Raw genomic sequence first — 17,206 nt, forward strand, 5'->3', positions numbered from 1 at the left:
ATTAATCTTCTAATGCTTCAGATAAAACCTCTAACGGATTTTCTGCATCAGTTTTTTTTTCTTTTAATTTAATTTCTTCTCTTTTAGCACTTACACTAAGTATAACTCCAATTGCCAAACAAGTCATCCAAATACTGGTTCCTCCACTACTAATTAATGGTAGAGTTTGACCTGTAACAGGAAACAACTCTACAGCAACTGCCATATTAATCATGGCTTGAAAAATGATTGGCAATCCTACACCAAGTACTAATAGTTTACCAAAAACGGTATCTGCTTTTTGTGCAACTATTATTATTCTAAACAACAACCACATGTACAAAATGATTAAAGCTAATCCACCAATCAACCCATATTCTTCAACAATAATTGCAAAAATAAAATCTGAGGACGATTGAGGTAAAAAGTTTTTTTGAATACTTTTTCCTGACCCAACACCAACAACACCACCTGATGCTATGGCTATTTTAGCTCTTTCGATTTGATAATCTCCTTTAGAATCTTCATCATTAAAAAAGTTATCAATTCTACTCATCCAAGTATCTACACGATTTGGCATAGCTTCTGGAAAGGCTTTAGCTACTAAAATAAATAATGTCAAGCCAACTAAACCAGCAAATCCCATAGCTAACAAATAACGTAATGGATAACCACCCAAAAACAACAACGCACAAGCCATAACAAAAATAATTGCTGTTGTTGAAAAGTTAGACGGAAGGATTAGTGCTAATATGATAAATACCGGAATCCATAACGGTAAAATAGACTCTTTAAACGTGGTACTTTTATCTTTTATTTTTGATAAATATCTTGCGATGTATACCATTAAAACTACTGCTGCTAAAGTAGACGTTTGAAAAGACATATTTACAAACGGAATTCTTATCCAACGACTGGCATTTGCACCTCCAATAGTTGTGCCTTGTAAAATAGTTAGAATTAGCAAAACAAATACAACAGGCATCATAACCATTGATAAACCACGAAAATACCTGTAAGGTATTTTATGGACTCCATACATTATAGAAAAACCTAAAAACAAATGCATAAAATGCTTTACAAAATAGGCAAAGGTACTTCCGTCACCACCAATGTAAGCCAAATTACTGGCTGCACTATATACTGGTAAAAACGAAAATATTGCTAATAAAGCTGAAATTGCCCATATTAGTTTATCTCCTTTAATGTTATTTATTATAGTGTTTTGCATGTAATATTAATACGCTCTATAAATATTATAAACTTCTAACTGCCTCCTTAAATTGACGACCTCTGTCTTCGTAATTTTCAAATAAATCAAAACTTGCACAAGCAGGAGATAATAATACGTTATCACCAGCTTCGGCAATTTTGTATGCTATTTTTACAGCTTCGCTCATAAACTGTGTTTCAACAATAACGTCAACCATATTACCAAAATTCTCCATTAGTTTTTGATTATCTACACCTAAACAAATGATGGCTTTTACTTTTTCGTTAATAAAAGGATACAACTCTTTATAGTCATTACCTTTATCAACACCACCAACAATCCAGACTGTTGGAGCAGACACGCTATCTAAAGCAAAATATGTAGCATTTACATTAGTTGCTTTAGAGTCGTTTATATACTGTACTTTATTAATTTTTAACACGTTTTCTAAACGATGCTCCACACCCTGAAAGTTTTCTAAACTTTCACGTATGGTTTGTTTTCTTATTTTAAGTAAATGTGAAACTGTCGATGCAGCCATAGCATTTTTTATATTATGTTTACCTTCTAGAGCTATATTTTTTGTCGGCATAATTATTTGATTATTATCTATTGTTATTATTATTTTGTCCTTATCCAAGTACGCACCATTTTCTATTTTTTTTGTAATTGAAAACGGTAATACTGTGGCTTGAATGGTATTATTTTTTATGTAATTTGCAATCACTTCATCATCTGCATCATAAATCAAAACATCCTCTTTGGTTTGGTTTTGAGTTATTCTAAATTTTGAAGCTATGTAATTTTTAAACTCATAATCGTATCGATCTAAATGATCTGGTACAATATTGGTAATTATTGCAATTTTAGGTTTAAACTTAAAACAACCATCTAATTGAAAACTACTAACCTCTAGAACATAATTATTATAATTATGCTCTAAAACTTGTTTAGCAAAACTATCACCAATGTTACCAGCCAAACCTACATCCAACTCTTGTTTTAATAAGTGATGTGTTAACATTGCAGTTGTTGTTTTACCATTACTACCTGTAATAGCAACAATGGTTGCGTTGGTAAATTGATTTGCAAATTCAATTTCAGAAATCACAGGCACACCTTTATTTAAAAGCATCTTTACTATAGCTACTTTATCCGGAATTCCTGGACTTTTCATAACAACATCTGCAGCTAATAGTTTAGCTTCAGTATGTTGCTCTTCTTCCCATTCAATTTTATTATGTATAAGAACTTCTTTATATTTTTCTTTTATTTTTCCTTTGTCCGAAACAAAAACCTGAAACCCTTTTGCTTGTCCTAAAAGCGCAGTTCCTACTCCACTTTCTCCTGCTCCAAGAATCACCAATTGTTTCATCTTATCTTAATTTTAGAGTTACAATTGTTAGTATTGCTAGAAAAATTCCAACAATCCAAAATCGGGTTACAATTTTACTTTCGTGATGTCCTTTTTTCTGATAATGATGATGTAAAGGTGACATCAAAAAAATACGTCTACCTTCACCATATTTCTTTTTAGTGAATTTAAAATAGCTAACCTGAAGTATCACAGATAATGATTCAGCAAAGAAAATTCCACATAAAACTGGGATCAATAATTCTTTTCTAACAGCAATAGCAATTACTGCAATCACACCTCCAATAGTTAAACTACCTGTATCACCCATAAATACTTGGGCTGGATAAGTATTGTACCATAAAAATCCAATTAATGCACCTACAAAAGCTGCAATAAAAACAACCATTTCACCCAAATTTGGTATAAACATGACGTTTAAATAGTCCGAGAACACAATATTACCAGAGACAAAAGCAAAAATGGCTAGCACAAACACTATAATAGCAGAACTACCTGCTGCTAAACCATCAATACCATCTGTTAGGTTGGCTCCATTAGAGACCGCTGTTACAATAAAAATCACGATTGGAATAAATATTAACCATGCATATTTTGCGTAGTCATCACCTAACCATGTTACTAAATCTGAGTAATCAAACTCATTATCCTTAACAAAAGGAATTGTTGTTTTTAGTGACTGTTCTGCTGTATTAAATTCTCTTGGTGAGTTTTGTGTAATTAATTCAGTTTCATAAATAGGGTTTACTTTTTCTGTTTTAATCGTAATTCCTGGATGAAAATACATTACAGCTCCAACAAATAAACCAAGCCCAACTTGACCTAAAACTTTAAACTTTCCGCTTAAGCCTTCTTTATTCTTTTTAAATACTTTAATATAATCATCTGTAAAACCAACTGCTCCCATCCACAACATGGTAACAATTAATAACACAACATAAATATTATCTAATTTAGCAAATAACAATACTGGTAACAAAGTGGCTATAATTATAATAATTCCACCCATGGTTGGTGTACCAGCTTTTTCTAACTGACCATCCAAACCTAAATCTCTAACAGACTCTCCAACTTGCTTTTTTTGTAAAGCCAGGATTATTTTTTTACCAAATATTGTAGAAAACAACAACGATACTATAATTGCCAAAGCTGCTCTAAATGTGATAAACTGAAACACACTAGCACCAGGGAATTGGTAGTTATTTTCTAAAAATTCGAATAAATAATATAGCATTCTATTAATCTTTGTTTTTTATAGATTTTATACTTTCGTAGAAACCCTTTTTTATTTTTGTAATTGTTTTAAAAACTCTTTTACAATTTTAAAATCATCAAAATCCGAACGCTCACCTTTTACCTCTTGGTACGTCTCATGACCTTTACCTGCAATTAAAATAATATCATTAGGGTTAGCTAATTGACATGCAGTTTTAATTGCCTGTTTACGATCTACTATGGATAATGTTTTTTTAAAATTTTGAGGCTCGACACCTTTTTCTATATCTTCAATAATAGTCTCTGGCACTTCGCTTCTAGGATTATCACTTGTAAACACAACTTTTGTACTTAAAGCTGAAGCAATATGCCCCATTTTTGGACGTTTTGTTTTATCTCTATCTCCACCACAACCAACAACTGTAATAACCTCTTCGTTTTTGGTTCTGATATCATTAATAGTTTCTAAAACATTTTGCAAAGCATCAGGCGTATGCGCATAATCGACTATAGCAGTAATTTTTTGATCAGATATCATAAATTGGAAACGACCACTAACACTTTCCAACTCGCTAATCAAACGTAATGTTTCTTGCTTTTCAAGACCCAACAATTCTGCTGTAGCAAAAATCGCTAGTATGTTATACGCATTAAACGTACCGATTAGACGTACCCAAACCTCATTATCATTAAGCTTTAACAATAAGCCATTAAACTGATTTTCTAAAATTTGCGCCTTATAATCTGCGTAACTCTTTAACGCATAAGTATATGTCTTTGCTTTTGTGTTCTGAAGCATAACGCTTCCGTTTTTATCATCACCATTAGTTAATGCAAATGCAGTTTTAGGTAATTGATCAAAAAAACGTTTTTTGACATCACGATATTCAGCAAAAGTATCGTGATAATCTAAATGATCATGAGATAAATTGGTGAAAATTCCACCTTCAAATTTTAACCCAAGTGTTCTGTTTTGATGTATTCCATGAGAACTAACTTCCATGAAACAAAACTCAACACCTTCCTCACTCATTGTCTTTAAATACTTGTTTATAGTTAAAGAGTCTGGAGTAGTATGTGTTGCTGGATACGTAGTATTATCCACCATTATTTTAACAGTTGATAATAATCCTACTTTGTAACCTGCTTTTTTAAATAATTGATATAATAATGAGGCTATTGTAGTTTTACCATTAGTACCAGTAACACCTACAAGTTTTAAATTTTCTGAAGGATTGCCATAATAATTGGCAGCCATTACAGCTAGAGCCTTACTAGAATCGTCAACTTTAATATAAGTCACATCATCTTGAATCGTATCAGGAAACACCTGACATACAACAGCTATTGCACCTTGCTTAATAGCACCTTCAATATATTGATGACCATCGGTTGCACTACCTTTAATAGCCACAAACACATCATTAACCTCAACTTGACGAGAGTTAAAATGAATATTACTCACCAAAACATCAGTACTACCTTTTACAGCATCTAACGTTACCTTATATAGTATGTCTTTTAATATACTCACGAAGCTTCTAAAACTATAGTTTGATTATTTTTTAATTTGGTATTTTTACTAACCGACTGACTTTTAACTAGGCCAACACCTTTACATTTTACGGTTACATTTACATTCATATTTTCTAACAAAGCCAACGCATCCATAACTGGTAAACCTGTAACATCAGGCATTATAGTTTTGTAAGTATTTGCAGTTTTATAATACCCTTCATATTCTTTTTCAACCTTTGGATCTGCTACGTCTAATGTCGCAACTTGATCAATCAAAGGTGTATCAGTAAATATTTTTTGTGCTACCTTTTTAAACACTGGACCAGAAACGTCTGCTCCATAAAACCCTTTTTTTATACTTGGTTTATGTATAACAACAATACAAGAATACTTAGGCTTGTCAGAAGGGAAATATCCTGCAAACGATGAAATATACCTTGGTTTTCTAGCCCAATCATCCATCCAATACTCTACACGCGCTGTTCCTGTTTTACCACTCATTGAAAAATAATCTGAGTATAAGGATTTACCAGTACCTTTAGTCACTACATTTTCCAACATTTGCTTTGCTGCATTTAATGTTGCATCAGAACATATTTTTGGGTTAATTATTGTTTTTTCAAAAACCTCTATAGGCTTATCTAAGTCTTTGACTTCTCTTATAAACCTAGGCTTAACCATAACACCATTGTTTGCAACAGCGTTATAAAATGTCAAGGTTTGCAAAGGTGTAATTCTTAAATTATAACCATAAGCTATAGATGGCAACGCATTACGACTCCATTTATCATCTCCAGGTCTTGGTATCATAGGTTCTCCTTCTCCTTTAATTGAAATACCTAGTTTTTTATCTAAATTCCAACCACTTAAAATATCTAAAAATCGGTTAGGATTTTTAGCATAAGCAGTATTAATAATTGTTGCTAAACCTATATTAGATGACACTTCCAATGTTTTAGCAACAGATATTTTACCATTACCATGAGAGTCTTTTATACCTCTTCCATAAAACACCTTATACCCATTACCTGTATCAATAACATCAGAGGTATCCACCTTTTTATCTTCTAAAGCAGCCATTAAAGCCATAAGCTTAAAGGTAGAACCTGGTTCATGAGATTCATAAACCGCATAGTTTCGTTTTTCGTAATAATGACCAGAACTTGTTTTTCCTAAATTAGAAATTGCTTTTACCTCACCTGTTTCAACTTCCATTACTACAACTGTACCATGCTCAGCTTCATATAACTCTAACTGCTCCAACAATGCATGATGAGCAATATCTTGTATATTAACATCAATTGTGGTGTACACATCAAAACCATCTTTAGGTTCGACTTGATCGTAATCTAAAATAGGCTTCCATTGTCCTTTCCCTATTTTTTGTTTTAAACGCTTTCCGTTTTTTCCTCTTAAATAATCTACACCAAAAGCACCATCAATACCAGCTCTTGTTATATTTCCATCATCATCTGTACGCTCATACCCAATAGTACGCTGTGCAACTTCACCCAAAGGATGTTCTCTTTTTACTTTTTGCTCTACAATTAAACCGCCTTTAAAAGCACCTAATTCCAACAATGGAAAACCTCTAAATTTTAAGTAATCAGAATACCCAATATTACGCGCCAACAAATAGTATCTATTTTTGTTTGCTCTAGCTTTGCCTAATTCTTTTTTATAATAAGTTGCAGGTTTTCCAGAATATTTTGACAATGCCTGACTTAACGGAATTAAATTAGCCTTAAAGTTTTTATCCGATGGCGTGACAGCATCAAACAAAATATCATATTTAGGAATTGAAGTTGCTAACAAACTACCATCAGAAGAGTACACATTACCTCTATTAGCAGGTATCACAACATCCTTAATAGCACGTTTATCTGCCAGAGCTCTGTACTTATCTCCATCCACCACTTGAATGGTTAACAATTTTCCAACCACAAGCAGTCCAAAGATGAACATACATCCTGCGACAAAATACAATCTGTTTAATATGTTCTTTTCGTTTACTGCCACGATTTGAACTTAGCTTTCTGGTTTAACAATTATTTTTTTTGGCGGAATTACGGAAGGCGCCAACCCTTTTTCTTTCATTTTTTTCACAACCGAAGACTCCATTTTAAGTTGCATTAACTTGGTTCTTCCATCATACAACTCGGATCGCAATTCTTTGACTTGATTATTAAGCTTTGCTATCTCATGCACTTTTTTATCCAAACTATGTGAGCTTGCTATCATAACTAAGGCTAAAGCCGAAATAAATATGATAAGCTTCCAGTTTTTAAACGAATCTTCACTAACTAAAAAAGTACCTCTTAACAGGCTATAGATGCTTTTTTTCATTAATCAAACGTTGTTGCAATTCGTAACTTTGCGCTACGCGCTCTGTTATTTATTTTTATTTCTTCTTTTGTTGGTATTATTAATCCTCCAACTTTTTTTAATGGCACTTCAAAACGACCAAACACATCTCGTTCTGGCTCACCTTCAAACAAACCATTACGTATAAAACGTTTTACCAATCTGTCTTCCAAAGAGTGATAAGAAATCAAACTTAATCGTCCCTCTGGTTTTAAAATCTCAGGCGTTTGCTGTAAAAACTCTTTTAAAGCCTCAATTTCCTGATTAACCTCAATACGAATAGCCTGATATATTTGAGCTAATATTTTATTTTCATGCTTTGGCGACAAAAACTTTTGCAACACCTTTTTAAGCTGATCACTTGTTTTTATAACTTCATCTTTACGATGCTCTACAATCAACCTAGCCATAGCAGGAGCAGCACGAAGCTCTCCATATTGTGACAAAACCTGTTTTAATTGCTCTTCATCATACTCATTAACCACATGATATGCCGACAATGCATCATTCTGATTCATTCGCATATCTAAATCTGCTTCAAAACGTGTTGAAAAACCACGCTCAGCAACATCAAATTGATGAGATGACACACCAAAGTCTGCTAAAACACCATCCACTTGTTTTACACCATGAAAACGTAAAAAACGTTTTATGTACCTAAAATTTTCATGTATTAAAGTAAACCTAGGATCGTCTATAGCATTTTCTAACGCATCTTTATCTTGATCAAAAGCATACAACTTCCCATTCTCACCTAATCGTTTTAAAATTTCTTTACTATGTCCTCCTCCTCCAAAGGTCACATCCACATACACACCATCAGGCTTAATATTTAAACCATCAACCGTTTCGTGCAATAATACTGGATTATGATATACTGTCATCGTCTTCGTCGTTACCCATTACCTCTTCAGCTAAATCTGCAAAATCATCTGCTGCATCATCAATAGCTTTTTCATACTTCGTTTTATCCCAAATCTCAACAATATTAACAGCAGAAGACATCACGATATCCTTTTTAATTGATGCAAAACCAACCAAATCTTTAGGTATTAACAAACGTCCGCTTGTATCGACCTCGACAATTTTAACTCCAGCAGTAAACCTTCTGATAAAATCATTATTCTTTTTTTTAAAGCGATTTAGCTTATTAATTTTTTGCATCAACACATTCCATTCTTGCATTGGATACAACTCCAAACACTCTTGAAAAACTGCTCTTTTAATAACAAAACCATTTTGCAACTCAGGAGCCAACTGTTTTTTCAGCGCAACAGGAAGCATAAGCCTGCCTTTTGCGTCTACTTTACATTCGTATGTTCCTATTAATGAGTTCACAAACAATTTTTTGTGTCAAAATTTGTAAAAGTCAAATATATTGAAAAAAACACCACTTTTTACCACAATTTACCACATTGTTAATAAGTATTGTAATTTTAACAGAAAAACGAGCTTATAAAACTCCAAAAAACAAGCAAAAATAGCTTAAAATAAAGATGAGAATTGGTGGGATTTTTGAGGAGTGCAAATAAATAAAACTATGTTGAAGATAATTGTTAAAATGTCTATTTTTTAAATGAAATACTTATATTTGCTTTTGATGCAAACTAGTAATCATTAATGAGTCGTACACTAAAAAAAGAAGGAAAATTTAACTACATAGAAGTTGGTGAAGGACAGCCAATTATAGTTCTTCATGGTTTAATGGGAGGCTTAAGTAATTTTGACGCAGTAACAACTTTTTTTAGCAACAAAGGTTATAAAGTTATTATTCCGGAACTTCCAGTATACACTATGCCCTTAATAAAAACTAATGTAAAAGCCTTTGCAAAATATCTTTTTGATTTTATTGAATTCAAAAAACTAGACAATGTTGTTTTACTAGGAAACTCATTAGGTGGACACATTGGACTTTACCACACGAAACTTCATCCAGAAAAAGTTAAAGCATTAGCTATAACAGGAAGCTCTGGGTTATACGAAAGTGCAATGGGTGGAGGCTACACAAAACGAAGTGATTACGAGGTGATTAAGAAAAAAGCACAAGAAGTGTTTTATGACCCAGAAGTTGCTACTAAAGAAATTGTGGATGAAGTTTATGAGACCGTAAACGACCGTAATAAACTAATTAAAACCCTAGCTATCGCAAAAAGCGCTATTAGACACAATATGGCTAAAGACTTACCCAACATGAATGTACCAACTTGTATCATTTGGGGTAAAAACGATGGTGTTACACCTCCTGAAGTTGCAACCGAGTTTAATACACTTTTACCAAATTCTGATTTATTTTGGATTGACAAGTGTGGTCATGCTGCAATGATGGAGCATCCTGATACATTCAATCAAATTTTATTTGACTGGTTAAAGTCACGACAAATCTAATAGTGTAAAACTATTAAGTAATAAACTTTATAAAAGACATTTCTGTTTAGCACAGAAATTAAACATAGAATTGTAATGCACATTAAATCTGCCGAATTTGTTACTAGTAATTCTGACGCATCAAAATGCCCAAAAGAAAGACTACCAGAATACGCCTTTATAGGCAGAAGTAACGTCGGAAAGTCCTCACTGATTAACATGCTTACTAGCCGAAAAAGCTTAGCCAAGACATCAGGTAGACCAGGAAAAACTCAATTAATTAATCACTTTATAATTAATCAAAATTGGTTTTTGGTAGACTTACCAGGTTATGGTTATGCACGTGTATCTAAAAGCACTAAAAAGGTATTCCAAAAATTTATCACTCAATATTTTGAGCAACGCGAACAATTAGTTACAGCTTTTGTTTTAGTTGACATCAGACATAAACCACAGCCTATTGACCAAGAATTTATGCAATATTTAGGCGAAAGTGGTATTCCGTTTTCAATTATATTTACAAAAGCAGACAAACTTAGACCAAAAGCAATTGAAAACCATGTTGAAGAATACAAAAAAATATTATTAGAAACCTGGGAAGAAATGCCCAATTATTTTATCACTTCTTCAAGTAAAGATATTGGTAAAGATGAAGTTTTAAACTACATTGATAGCCTAAACAACTCTATTGTTATTGAGTAAATTTTCATCGATCTTAATTATTAAACTACACTTAAGCATACTAACCTAATTGTAAACATAATGTTTGTTTCTGCTTAAACACAACATAAGCAAAAGACAATAATAGAATTACATACTGTGCTTTATTGACTTGCTAGCTTTGGTGATATATTCATTAATCAAAAGAAACACCTACTACTTATAAAAGAATCAAAGCGTTAACGATAATCTAAACAAAATAGCAAAAGAGCTAATTAATATAAAACGGAAATACTACAACAAGTAAATACTATTGCTTAACATCTAATGCATCACGCAGAGCATTACCTATCAACATAAAAGCCATTACCAATAACATAATACACAAACCTGGTAGTATTGCTAAATAAGGTTTACCTAAGATAATATAATTATAATGATCCTTAATCATTGCTCCCCAACTTGCCATAGGTGGTTGTGCACCAATCCCCAAAAAACTTAAACCAGACTCTATTAAAATTGCTGCTGCAAAATTAGCAGCACAAATAACAATTACTGGAGCCATTATGTTTGGTAAAATATGCTTTGTTATAATTCTAAAATCATTAAATCCTAAAGCTCTAGCTGCTGTTACATACTGCATTTGCTTTGCACTTATAATTTGACCTCTAACAACTCTAGCAACTTCAACCCACATTGTTAAACCAACAGCTATAAAAACTTGCCAAAACCCTTTACCTAAAGCCAAAGTAATAGCAATAACCAAAAGTAATGTTGGAATTGACCAAGTAACGTTTATAATCCACATTATAAAAGCATCTACTTTTCCACCATAATAACCCGCTACACTTCCCATAAAAACACCAATAACTAATGAGATGAACACAGCTACAAAACCTATAAAAAAAGAAATTCTTGCTCCCACCAACAATCTACTTAACAAATCACGACCATATTTATCTGTCCCTAAATAAAAGGTCACAGGCTTTATATATTGATGCGCTGAGTTTTGCATTATAAAATCTGCTGCTATAGTTTTGGTTATCCCTTTTAAACCATCTGAAGCATACTCGGTATACGTTAATTGATTTTGATCAAAACTATAATTTGTAATAGGAATTTCTGTACTCGTATTTTTTGTTCCAAAAAAAACTTTATCTAAAAAAGATTGATTGTTTTCAATTTTAGAAGGAATAGTTAACATATCTACTGTAAACCCAGGTGATTTAGAATGAATAGAAACATGCATTTGGTTTGCATTTTGAGAAGCGTCTGGAGCAATCAAATAAGCAAAAATTGATATTAATCCGATTACAACAATAAATGACAAACTAAAAACGCCCCAAAAGTTTTTTTTAAACTTTTGAAGCGCTATTTGAGTTAATGATTTAGCTTTAGTAGTCATCATTACTATTTCTAATTCTTTTTATATAAGAATTAATATAATTTAGTTTTTTATTGTTGCTACTTTTTTGATTTCGTAAGTCATTTTTAAGTCGTTTAACACATTAATTGCTTCTTCAACGTAAACATCTTTACTTAAATTTTCATGCCATCTATTACGTTTATCACGAAGTATTGTGTCTTGTTCAAATAACTTTTGCTCATAAGGCAATGACTCAAAAGTAAGATTAGTTTTATAATCTGAAATTGCATCAAACTGTTTTGACTCTTTTTCATTTAACTCCAATTCTGCTTTATATTTTTCGTAATTAAGAGAATAATGGTTGTTATCCATTTTTGATTTTGCCCATCTTGCACTATTTTCAATTAACCTAAGTTGCTCGTTATTTTCCATACGTTGCTTACTTTTAGCAATTGTTGCATCATAGTCAAAATAACTGTTCCAAATTTCAAAATCTACTGGTGTAATTTTGTCCCAAGCTAACGGATTTTCTTGATCGCGCTCACCAATATCAATAAAACTATATCTATCCGGAACTACAACATCACTTTTAACACCTTCTAATTGAGTAGAACCTCCATTAATACGGTAAAATTTTTGACGCGTCAGTTTTAGAGCACCTAAATCTCCGTGAGAACTATTACGTACCATTCTATTTAAATCTAAAACATTTTGTACAGTACCTTTTCCGTAAGTTTGTTTGCTTCCTATAATAATTGCTCTTTTATAATCTTGCATAGCTGCTGCTAAAATTTCTGAAGCAGATGCAGATAATTCATTTACCATTATTACTAAAGGACCATCCCAAACAATTGATTTATCCTCGTCACTTAAAACTTCTTTAAGAGCATCCGTAGATCTAACTTGTACAATTGGTCCATCTTTAATAAATAAACCAGCCATATCAACAACGGTTCTTAAAGATCCTCCACCATTGCTTCGCAAATCTAAGACTAAACCTTCAACACCTTCTTCTTTTAAACGTTCTATTTCTTGTTTAATATCTGTTGCAGCGTTTCTGTTTTTATAGTCATCAAAATCTATATAAAATTTAGGTAAATTAATAACTCCGTAATTTCTATTGTCTTTTTTAACAATTGAAGATTTTGCATAAGTTTCTTCAAGCTCAACAATATCTCTAGTAATAGCAATGTCCTCCATTGTACCATCTACTTTTTTCATTGTCAAAATAACTTTAGTCCCTTTGGGTCCTTTTATAAGTTTTATGGCATCATCTATACGCATACCAACAACACTTATTGCTTCTTTTTCTTTTTCTTGACGCACTTTAACAATAGCATCGCCAACTTCTATCTTACCATCTCTCCAAGCTGGTCCACCAGAAATTAATTCGACTATTTTAATGTAATCCATTTTTTTCTGCAAACGCGCTCCTATACCTTCCAATTTCCCAGACATTTGTTGGTCAAATCTATCTTTATCTGTTGGAGCCATGTAAGATGTGTGCGGATCAAATTCTTCAACTATAGTGTTAACATACATTGAGAACCAATCTTCACGATCCATATCCTCTACATAATCTGTAAAATAGTTATCTAAAGTTTTTAAAGTTTCTGCTCTTGCATCTGCTTCAAGTTGTGTCAAACTCTTTTTCACTTTAGGAGTTTCTTCAACTACTGATTCTTCGTCTTCATCTGTGTTTAATTCTTCATTTTGACCTTCTATTAATAAGTCATAACTAGATAATGTATTAAATTTCAACTGTTGTCTCCAACGCTCTTTTAACCCTTTTTTAGTTTTTACAAATTCTAAAGCTTCATAATCTGCATTATAATCTTCGTCTAAATTAAAATTAAACGGTTTAGACAAAATAGACTTATAATATGTTTTAGCTTCTTTTTGACGACTAATTAAACGCTCATGCACAACACTAAAAAATGTTATGTCGTAAGTTTTTAATTGATCATCAATTAAATTTTTATACTTTTTAAACTCCTCTATGTCAGATTGTAAAAAGTATCTTTTAAGTGGATCTACTAATTCTATATAATCTGAAAAAATTTCAGCAGAAAAATCATCATCAAGTTCTTTAGGCTCAAAGTGTAGCTGATCTAAAGCTAGCGTAATGATTTGGATTAGTAATTTATCTTTATCTGGATTATCATCTACCTTAGCCGTAAAACTACATGACCCAAAAGCCAATAGCAAAACAAGCAACATTATGTTATATTTCCTTTTCATTCTGATTATATTAAATTTATAAGAAATTTCTACTAAAGTAATGAAAAAACCATGCCAATAAAACCTTATCCGCCTAATTTTTTGTTAAACTGAATATTTTGGGCTGTAACGCTAGATTTTATGTATTTTAGCTAAGTAAAAAAACTATGTAATTATGAGCAAAAAACCGTTGATTTTAGTCACTAATGACGATGGAATTACTGCTCCAGGAATTTTGGCTTTAATTGAAGTTATGGAATCTCTTGGAGATGTTGTTGTTGTTGCACCTGATAGCCCACAAAGTGGAATGGGTCATGCCATTACAATTAATAATGTATTACATCTTGATAAAGTCTCTAAAAAAGGTGATAAAACTTTACAATATAGCTGTTCTGGCACACCTGCAGATTGTGTAAAAATCGCTATTAATGAGGTTTTGGACAGACGTCCTGACCTTTGTGTATCTGGTGTAAACCATGGTTCTAACAGCTCGATTAACGTGATATATTCAGGAACGATGAGTGCTGCTGTTGAAGCTGGTGTTGAAGGTATTCCCGCTATAGGATTTTCATTATTGGACTACAGTTGGGATGCCGATTTTGAAACCGCAAAAAAATACATTAAACAAATTGCTAAAAATGCACTTAATAACGGTATTGCAGAAGGGGTTGTTTTAAACGTAAATATACCATCGTTTGAAAATACTGAAATTAAAGGCATAAAGGTTTGCCGACAAGCTAGAGCTAATTGGAAAGAAAAATTTGATAAACGACAAACACCACAAGGTAAAGATTATTATTGGCTAACTGGTGAATTTGTTAATTACGATAAAGGCAATGATACTGATGAACACGCCTTATCAGAAGGTTATGTTTCTGTTGTACCTGTTCAGTTTGATTTAACAGCTCATCATTACATTCAAAAATTAAATAGCTGGCAATTTGAAGACTAAAAAAGATATTATTATTGGTTTTATACTTGGTATAATTTCTACTTGTATTGGTTTCATTTTATACATTTTAATTTTTTCTAAATATGGTATTGAAGACACTATTAGACAAGCCTTGCAATTTAAATTTCTTGACAAATTGGTAAGTTTAGGTGCATTGCTTAACTTAGTGCCATTCTTTTTATTTTTAAACAAAAAACAAGACAATAAAGCCAAAGGTGTATTAATAGCAACATTAATTATTGGTTTAATCCTTATAATAAATAGATTATAATTTGAAATATTATATCATTTCTGGAGAAGCATCAGGAGATTTACATGGCTCTAACCTAATGAAAGCTTTGCAAAAACAGGACGTTAATGCAGACTTTAGATTTTGGGGAGGAGACCTAATGCAAGACGTTGGCGGAACATTGGTAAAACACTATAAAGCATTAGCTTTTATGGGGTTTTCTGAAGTTATAATGAATTTGCGTACCATTACTAAAAACCTATCGTTTTGTAAAACAGATATTGAAAAATATAATCCTGATGTCATTATTTTTATTGACTATCCAGGTTTTAATTTACGGATTGCAAAATGGGCAAAACAAAAACAATTTAAAACACACTATTACATATCGCCTCAAATTTGGGCTTGGAAAGAAGGACGTATTAAAGCTATCAAAAATGATGTAGACCAAATGTATGTTATACTTCCTTTTGAAAAAGATTTTTACGAAAAAAAGCATAATTATCCAGTTCATTTTGTTGGACATCCTTTAATAGATGCTATTTCTGACAGAACACAAGTTGATGATTATAAATTTAGAAAAGATAATGATTTAAGCGACAAACCTATTATTGCATTACTTCCTGGAAGCAGAAAACAAGAAATTACAAAAATGTTATCTGTAATGCTTAGCGTTGTGGATGATTATCCAGATTACCAATTTGTAATTGCTGGTGCACCAAGTCAAGATTATAGCTTTTACAAAACATTTATAAAACAAAGTAACGTCAGCTTTATAAGTAATAAAACTTACGATTTACTAAGTTTATCAACTGCTGCACTTGTTACTTCTGGAACTGCAACTTTAGAAACCGGACTTTTTAAAGTCCCACAAGTAGTTTGTTATAAAGGGAGTTGGGTGTCTTACCAAATAGGAAAACGTGTTGTAAACCTAGAATATATTAGCCTTGTTAATCTTATATTAGATAAAGAAGCTGTAACAGAATTAATTCAGAATGATTTTAATACTAAAAAACTAAAATCTGAATTAGACAGGATTCTTGATGAATACGAGCGCACTAAATTTTTTATGGATTATTATGAACTTGAAAAAAAATTGGGTGGTAAAGGCGCAAGTCAAAATACTGCTAAATTAATTTATGATGCATTAAACGATTGATATTTAAATGAAAAAAATCGCTATTCTCCTACTTATTAGCACTGTTTTGTCTTGCGGAAGCTCTAAAAGCAAACGCGTAGTGACCACCAAATCTGAAAGTAAAACTGTTAGTAAAAACAGAAAAAGACCCTCTAATAGAAATAGTCAAACCAAAACGGCTACCAAAAACAATTCTACTATTGAGACTATTCCTATGAGCAACAGAACCATAGCCAATATTATAAGTAAAGCCGAAAGTTTTGAAGGTGTAAAATACAAATATGGTGGTACTACAAAAAAAGGAATGGATTGTTCTGGGCTATTATATACTTCTTTTGGATCTGAAAACATAGCTATACCTAGAACTTCTAGTGCATTATCAACTTATGGAGATTGGGTTGATGTCAAGCAAGTACAGGAAGGTGATTTACTTTTTTTTGCTACTAGACGTAATAGCAGAACCATAAATCATGTTGGAATGGTTACCTCATCTAGAGCAGGTCGTGTAGAGTTTATACATGCAAGTACAAGTAAAGGAGTAATGACCAGCTTACTATCAGAGCGTTACTGGTACTTTGCTTTTGTACAAGCGCGTCGTATATTGTAAGAATAA

16 protein-coding genes are annotated in these 17,206 nt (G+C 32.1%); 6 read left to right on the forward strand and 10 right to left on the reverse strand.

Annotation, left to right across the window (positions count from 1 at the left end):
- Position 1 precedes the first annotated feature (1 nt).
- The 8 genes from ITB9_RS09120 to mraZ all read right to left on the reverse strand — a co-directional run bounded on the left by ITB9_RS09120 (position 2) and on the right by mraZ (position 9,002).
- Positions 2–1,210 (reverse strand): FtsW/RodA/SpoVE family cell cycle protein, encoded by a 1,209-nt coding sequence (locus ITB9_RS09120; protein WP_054851979.1) that lies wholly within the window; start codon positions 1,208–1,210, stop codon positions 2–4.
- Between the two features lie 25 nt (positions 1,211–1,235).
- Positions 1,236–2,567 carry a UDP-N-acetylmuramoyl-L-alanine--D-glutamate ligase gene (murD, locus tag ITB9_RS09125; protein WP_054851980.1) on the reverse strand — a complete coding sequence of 444 codons (1,332 nt, stop codon included), beginning with the start codon at positions 2,565–2,567 and terminating at the stop codon, positions 1,236–1,238.
- Between the two features lies 1 nt (position 2,568).
- Positions 2,569–3,801, reverse strand: coding sequence for a phospho-N-acetylmuramoyl-pentapeptide-transferase (mraY, locus tag ITB9_RS09130; RefSeq protein ID WP_054851981.1), 1,233 nt, complete (start codon positions 3,799–3,801; stop codon positions 2,569–2,571).
- A gap of 51 nt (positions 3,802–3,852) precedes the next feature.
- Positions 3,853–5,316: a UDP-N-acetylmuramoyl-L-alanyl-D-glutamate--2,6-diaminopimelate ligase gene (locus ITB9_RS09135; RefSeq protein WP_054851982.1), complete on the reverse strand. Its 1,464-nt coding sequence runs from the start codon at positions 5,314–5,316 to the stop codon at positions 3,853–3,855.
- The gene (locus ITB9_RS09140) at positions 5,313–7,265 is read right to left on the reverse strand and encodes a penicillin-binding protein (protein WP_054851983.1); all 1,953 of its coding nucleotides are present in this window, start codon (positions 7,263–7,265) and stop codon (positions 5,313–5,315) included. The genes ITB9_RS09135 and ITB9_RS09140 overlap by 4 nt, the downstream gene beginning before the upstream one ends.
- 63 nt (positions 7,266–7,328) lie before the next feature.
- Complete coding sequence (locus ITB9_RS09145; protein WP_028289094.1) at positions 7,329–7,646, reverse strand: FtsL-like putative cell division protein; 318 nt, start codon at positions 7,644–7,646, stop codon at positions 7,329–7,331.
- The gene (gene rsmH / locus ITB9_RS09150; RefSeq protein ID WP_054851984.1) at positions 7,646–8,548 is read right to left on the reverse strand and encodes a 16S rRNA (cytosine(1402)-N(4))-methyltransferase RsmH; all 903 of its coding nucleotides are present in this window, start codon (positions 8,546–8,548) and stop codon (positions 7,646–7,648) included. Before rsmH ends, ITB9_RS09145 begins: the two co-directional genes overlap by 1 nt.
- Positions 8,532–9,002 (reverse strand): division/cell wall cluster transcriptional repressor MraZ, encoded by a 471-nt coding sequence (mraZ, locus tag ITB9_RS09155; RefSeq protein ID WP_054852049.1) that lies wholly within the window; start codon positions 9,000–9,002, stop codon positions 8,532–8,534. The genes rsmH and mraZ overlap by 17 nt, the downstream gene beginning before the upstream one ends.
- 282 nt (positions 9,003–9,284) lie before the next feature.
- Here mraZ and ITB9_RS09160 point away from each other — a divergent pair, with 282 nt between their 5' ends.
- Positions 9,285–10,049: an alpha/beta fold hydrolase gene (locus ITB9_RS09160; RefSeq protein ID WP_054851985.1), complete on the forward strand. Its 765-nt coding sequence runs from the start codon at positions 9,285–9,287 to the stop codon at positions 10,047–10,049.
- A 75-nt stretch (positions 10,050–10,124) separates the two neighbouring features.
- Positions 10,125–10,730: a ribosome biogenesis GTP-binding protein YihA/YsxC gene (yihA, locus tag ITB9_RS09165; RefSeq protein ID WP_028289098.1), complete on the forward strand. Its 606-nt coding sequence runs from the start codon at positions 10,125–10,127 to the stop codon at positions 10,728–10,730.
- A 268-nt stretch (positions 10,731–10,998) separates the two neighbouring features.
- On the opposite strand, the gene ITB9_RS09170 is transcribed toward yihA, so the two are convergent.
- The gene (locus tag ITB9_RS09170; protein WP_054851986.1) at positions 10,999–12,093 is read right to left on the reverse strand and encodes an ABC transporter permease; all 1,095 of its coding nucleotides are present in this window, start codon (positions 12,091–12,093) and stop codon (positions 10,999–11,001) included.
- A gap of 42 nt (positions 12,094–12,135) precedes the next feature.
- A complete protein-coding gene (locus tag ITB9_RS09175) occupies positions 12,136–14,295 on the reverse strand; it encodes a carboxy terminal-processing peptidase (RefSeq protein WP_054851987.1) in 2,160 nt (719 codons plus the stop codon).
- A 154-nt stretch (positions 14,296–14,449) separates the two neighbouring features.
- Here ITB9_RS09175 and surE point away from each other — a divergent pair, with 154 nt between their 5' ends.
- Genes surE through ITB9_RS09195 form a run of 4 tightly spaced genes read left to right on the forward strand, consistent with a single transcriptional unit; the run spans position 14,450 to position 17,200 of the window.
- On the forward strand, positions 14,450–15,226 hold the full coding sequence (gene surE, locus ITB9_RS09180) for a 5'/3'-nucleotidase SurE (protein WP_054851988.1): 777 nt from the start codon (positions 14,450–14,452) through the stop codon (positions 15,224–15,226).
- Positions 15,216–15,497, forward strand: a complete 282-nt coding sequence (locus ITB9_RS09185; protein ID WP_054851989.1) for a hypothetical protein — start codon at positions 15,216–15,218, stop codon at positions 15,495–15,497. Before surE ends, ITB9_RS09185 begins: the two co-directional genes overlap by 11 nt.
- Before the next feature lies 1 nt (position 15,498).
- The gene (lpxB, locus tag ITB9_RS09190; protein ID WP_054851990.1) at positions 15,499–16,614 is read left to right on the forward strand and encodes a lipid-A-disaccharide synthase; all 1,116 of its coding nucleotides are present in this window, start codon (positions 15,499–15,501) and stop codon (positions 16,612–16,614) included.
- A gap of 7 nt (positions 16,615–16,621) precedes the next feature.
- Positions 16,622–17,200, forward strand: a complete 579-nt coding sequence (locus ITB9_RS09195; RefSeq protein WP_054851991.1) for a C40 family peptidase — start codon at positions 16,622–16,624, stop codon at positions 17,198–17,200.
- The last annotated feature ends 6 nt before the right edge of the window (positions 17,201–17,206 follow it).

This window comes from Olleya sp. ITB9, assembly GCF_001315805.1.
Classification (GTDB): Bacteria; Bacteroidota; Bacteroidia; order Flavobacteriales; family Flavobacteriaceae; genus Olleya; species Olleya sediminilitoris.

Excerpts from the sequence above, each read along its gene's own strand:
- ITB9_RS09160 (WP_054851985.1), top strand. The coding sequence starts at position 9,285 with ATGAGTCGTACACTAAAAAAAGAAGGAAAATTTAACTACATAGAAGTT.
- rsmH (WP_054851984.1), bottom strand. The coding sequence starts at position 8,548 with ATGACAGTATATCATAATCCAGTATTATTGCACGAAACGGTTGATGGT.
- ITB9_RS09175 (WP_054851987.1), bottom strand. The coding sequence starts at position 14,295 with ATGAAAAGGAAATATAACATAATGTTGCTTGTTTTGCTATTGGCTTTT.
- ITB9_RS09170 (WP_054851986.1), bottom strand. The coding sequence starts at position 12,093 with ATGACTACTAAAGCTAAATCATTAACTCAAATAGCGCTTCAAAAGTTT.
- ITB9_RS09140 (WP_054851983.1), bottom strand. The coding sequence starts at position 7,265 with ATGTTCATCTTTGGACTGCTTGTGGTTGGAAAATTGTTAACCATTCAA.
- ITB9_RS09145 (WP_028289094.1), bottom strand. The coding sequence starts at position 7,646 with ATGAAAAAAAGCATCTATAGCCTGTTAAGAGGTACTTTTTTAGTTAGT.
- surE (WP_054851988.1), top strand. The coding sequence starts at position 14,450 with ATGAGCAAAAAACCGTTGATTTTAGTCACTAATGACGATGGAATTACT.
- ITB9_RS09195 (WP_054851991.1), top strand. The coding sequence starts at position 16,622 with ATGAAAAAAATCGCTATTCTCCTACTTATTAGCACTGTTTTGTCTTGC.
- yihA (WP_028289098.1), top strand. The coding sequence starts at position 10,125 with ATGCACATTAAATCTGCCGAATTTGTTACTAGTAATTCTGACGCATCA.
- murD (WP_054851980.1), bottom strand. The coding sequence starts at position 2,567 with ATGAAACAATTGGTGATTCTTGGAGCAGGAGAAAGTGGAGTAGGAACT.
- mraY (WP_054851981.1), bottom strand. The coding sequence starts at position 3,801 with ATGCTATATTATTTATTCGAATTTTTAGAAAATAACTACCAATTCCCT.
- ITB9_RS09120 (WP_054851979.1), bottom strand. The coding sequence starts at position 1,210 with ATGCAAAACACTATAATAAATAACATTAAAGGAGATAAACTAATATGG.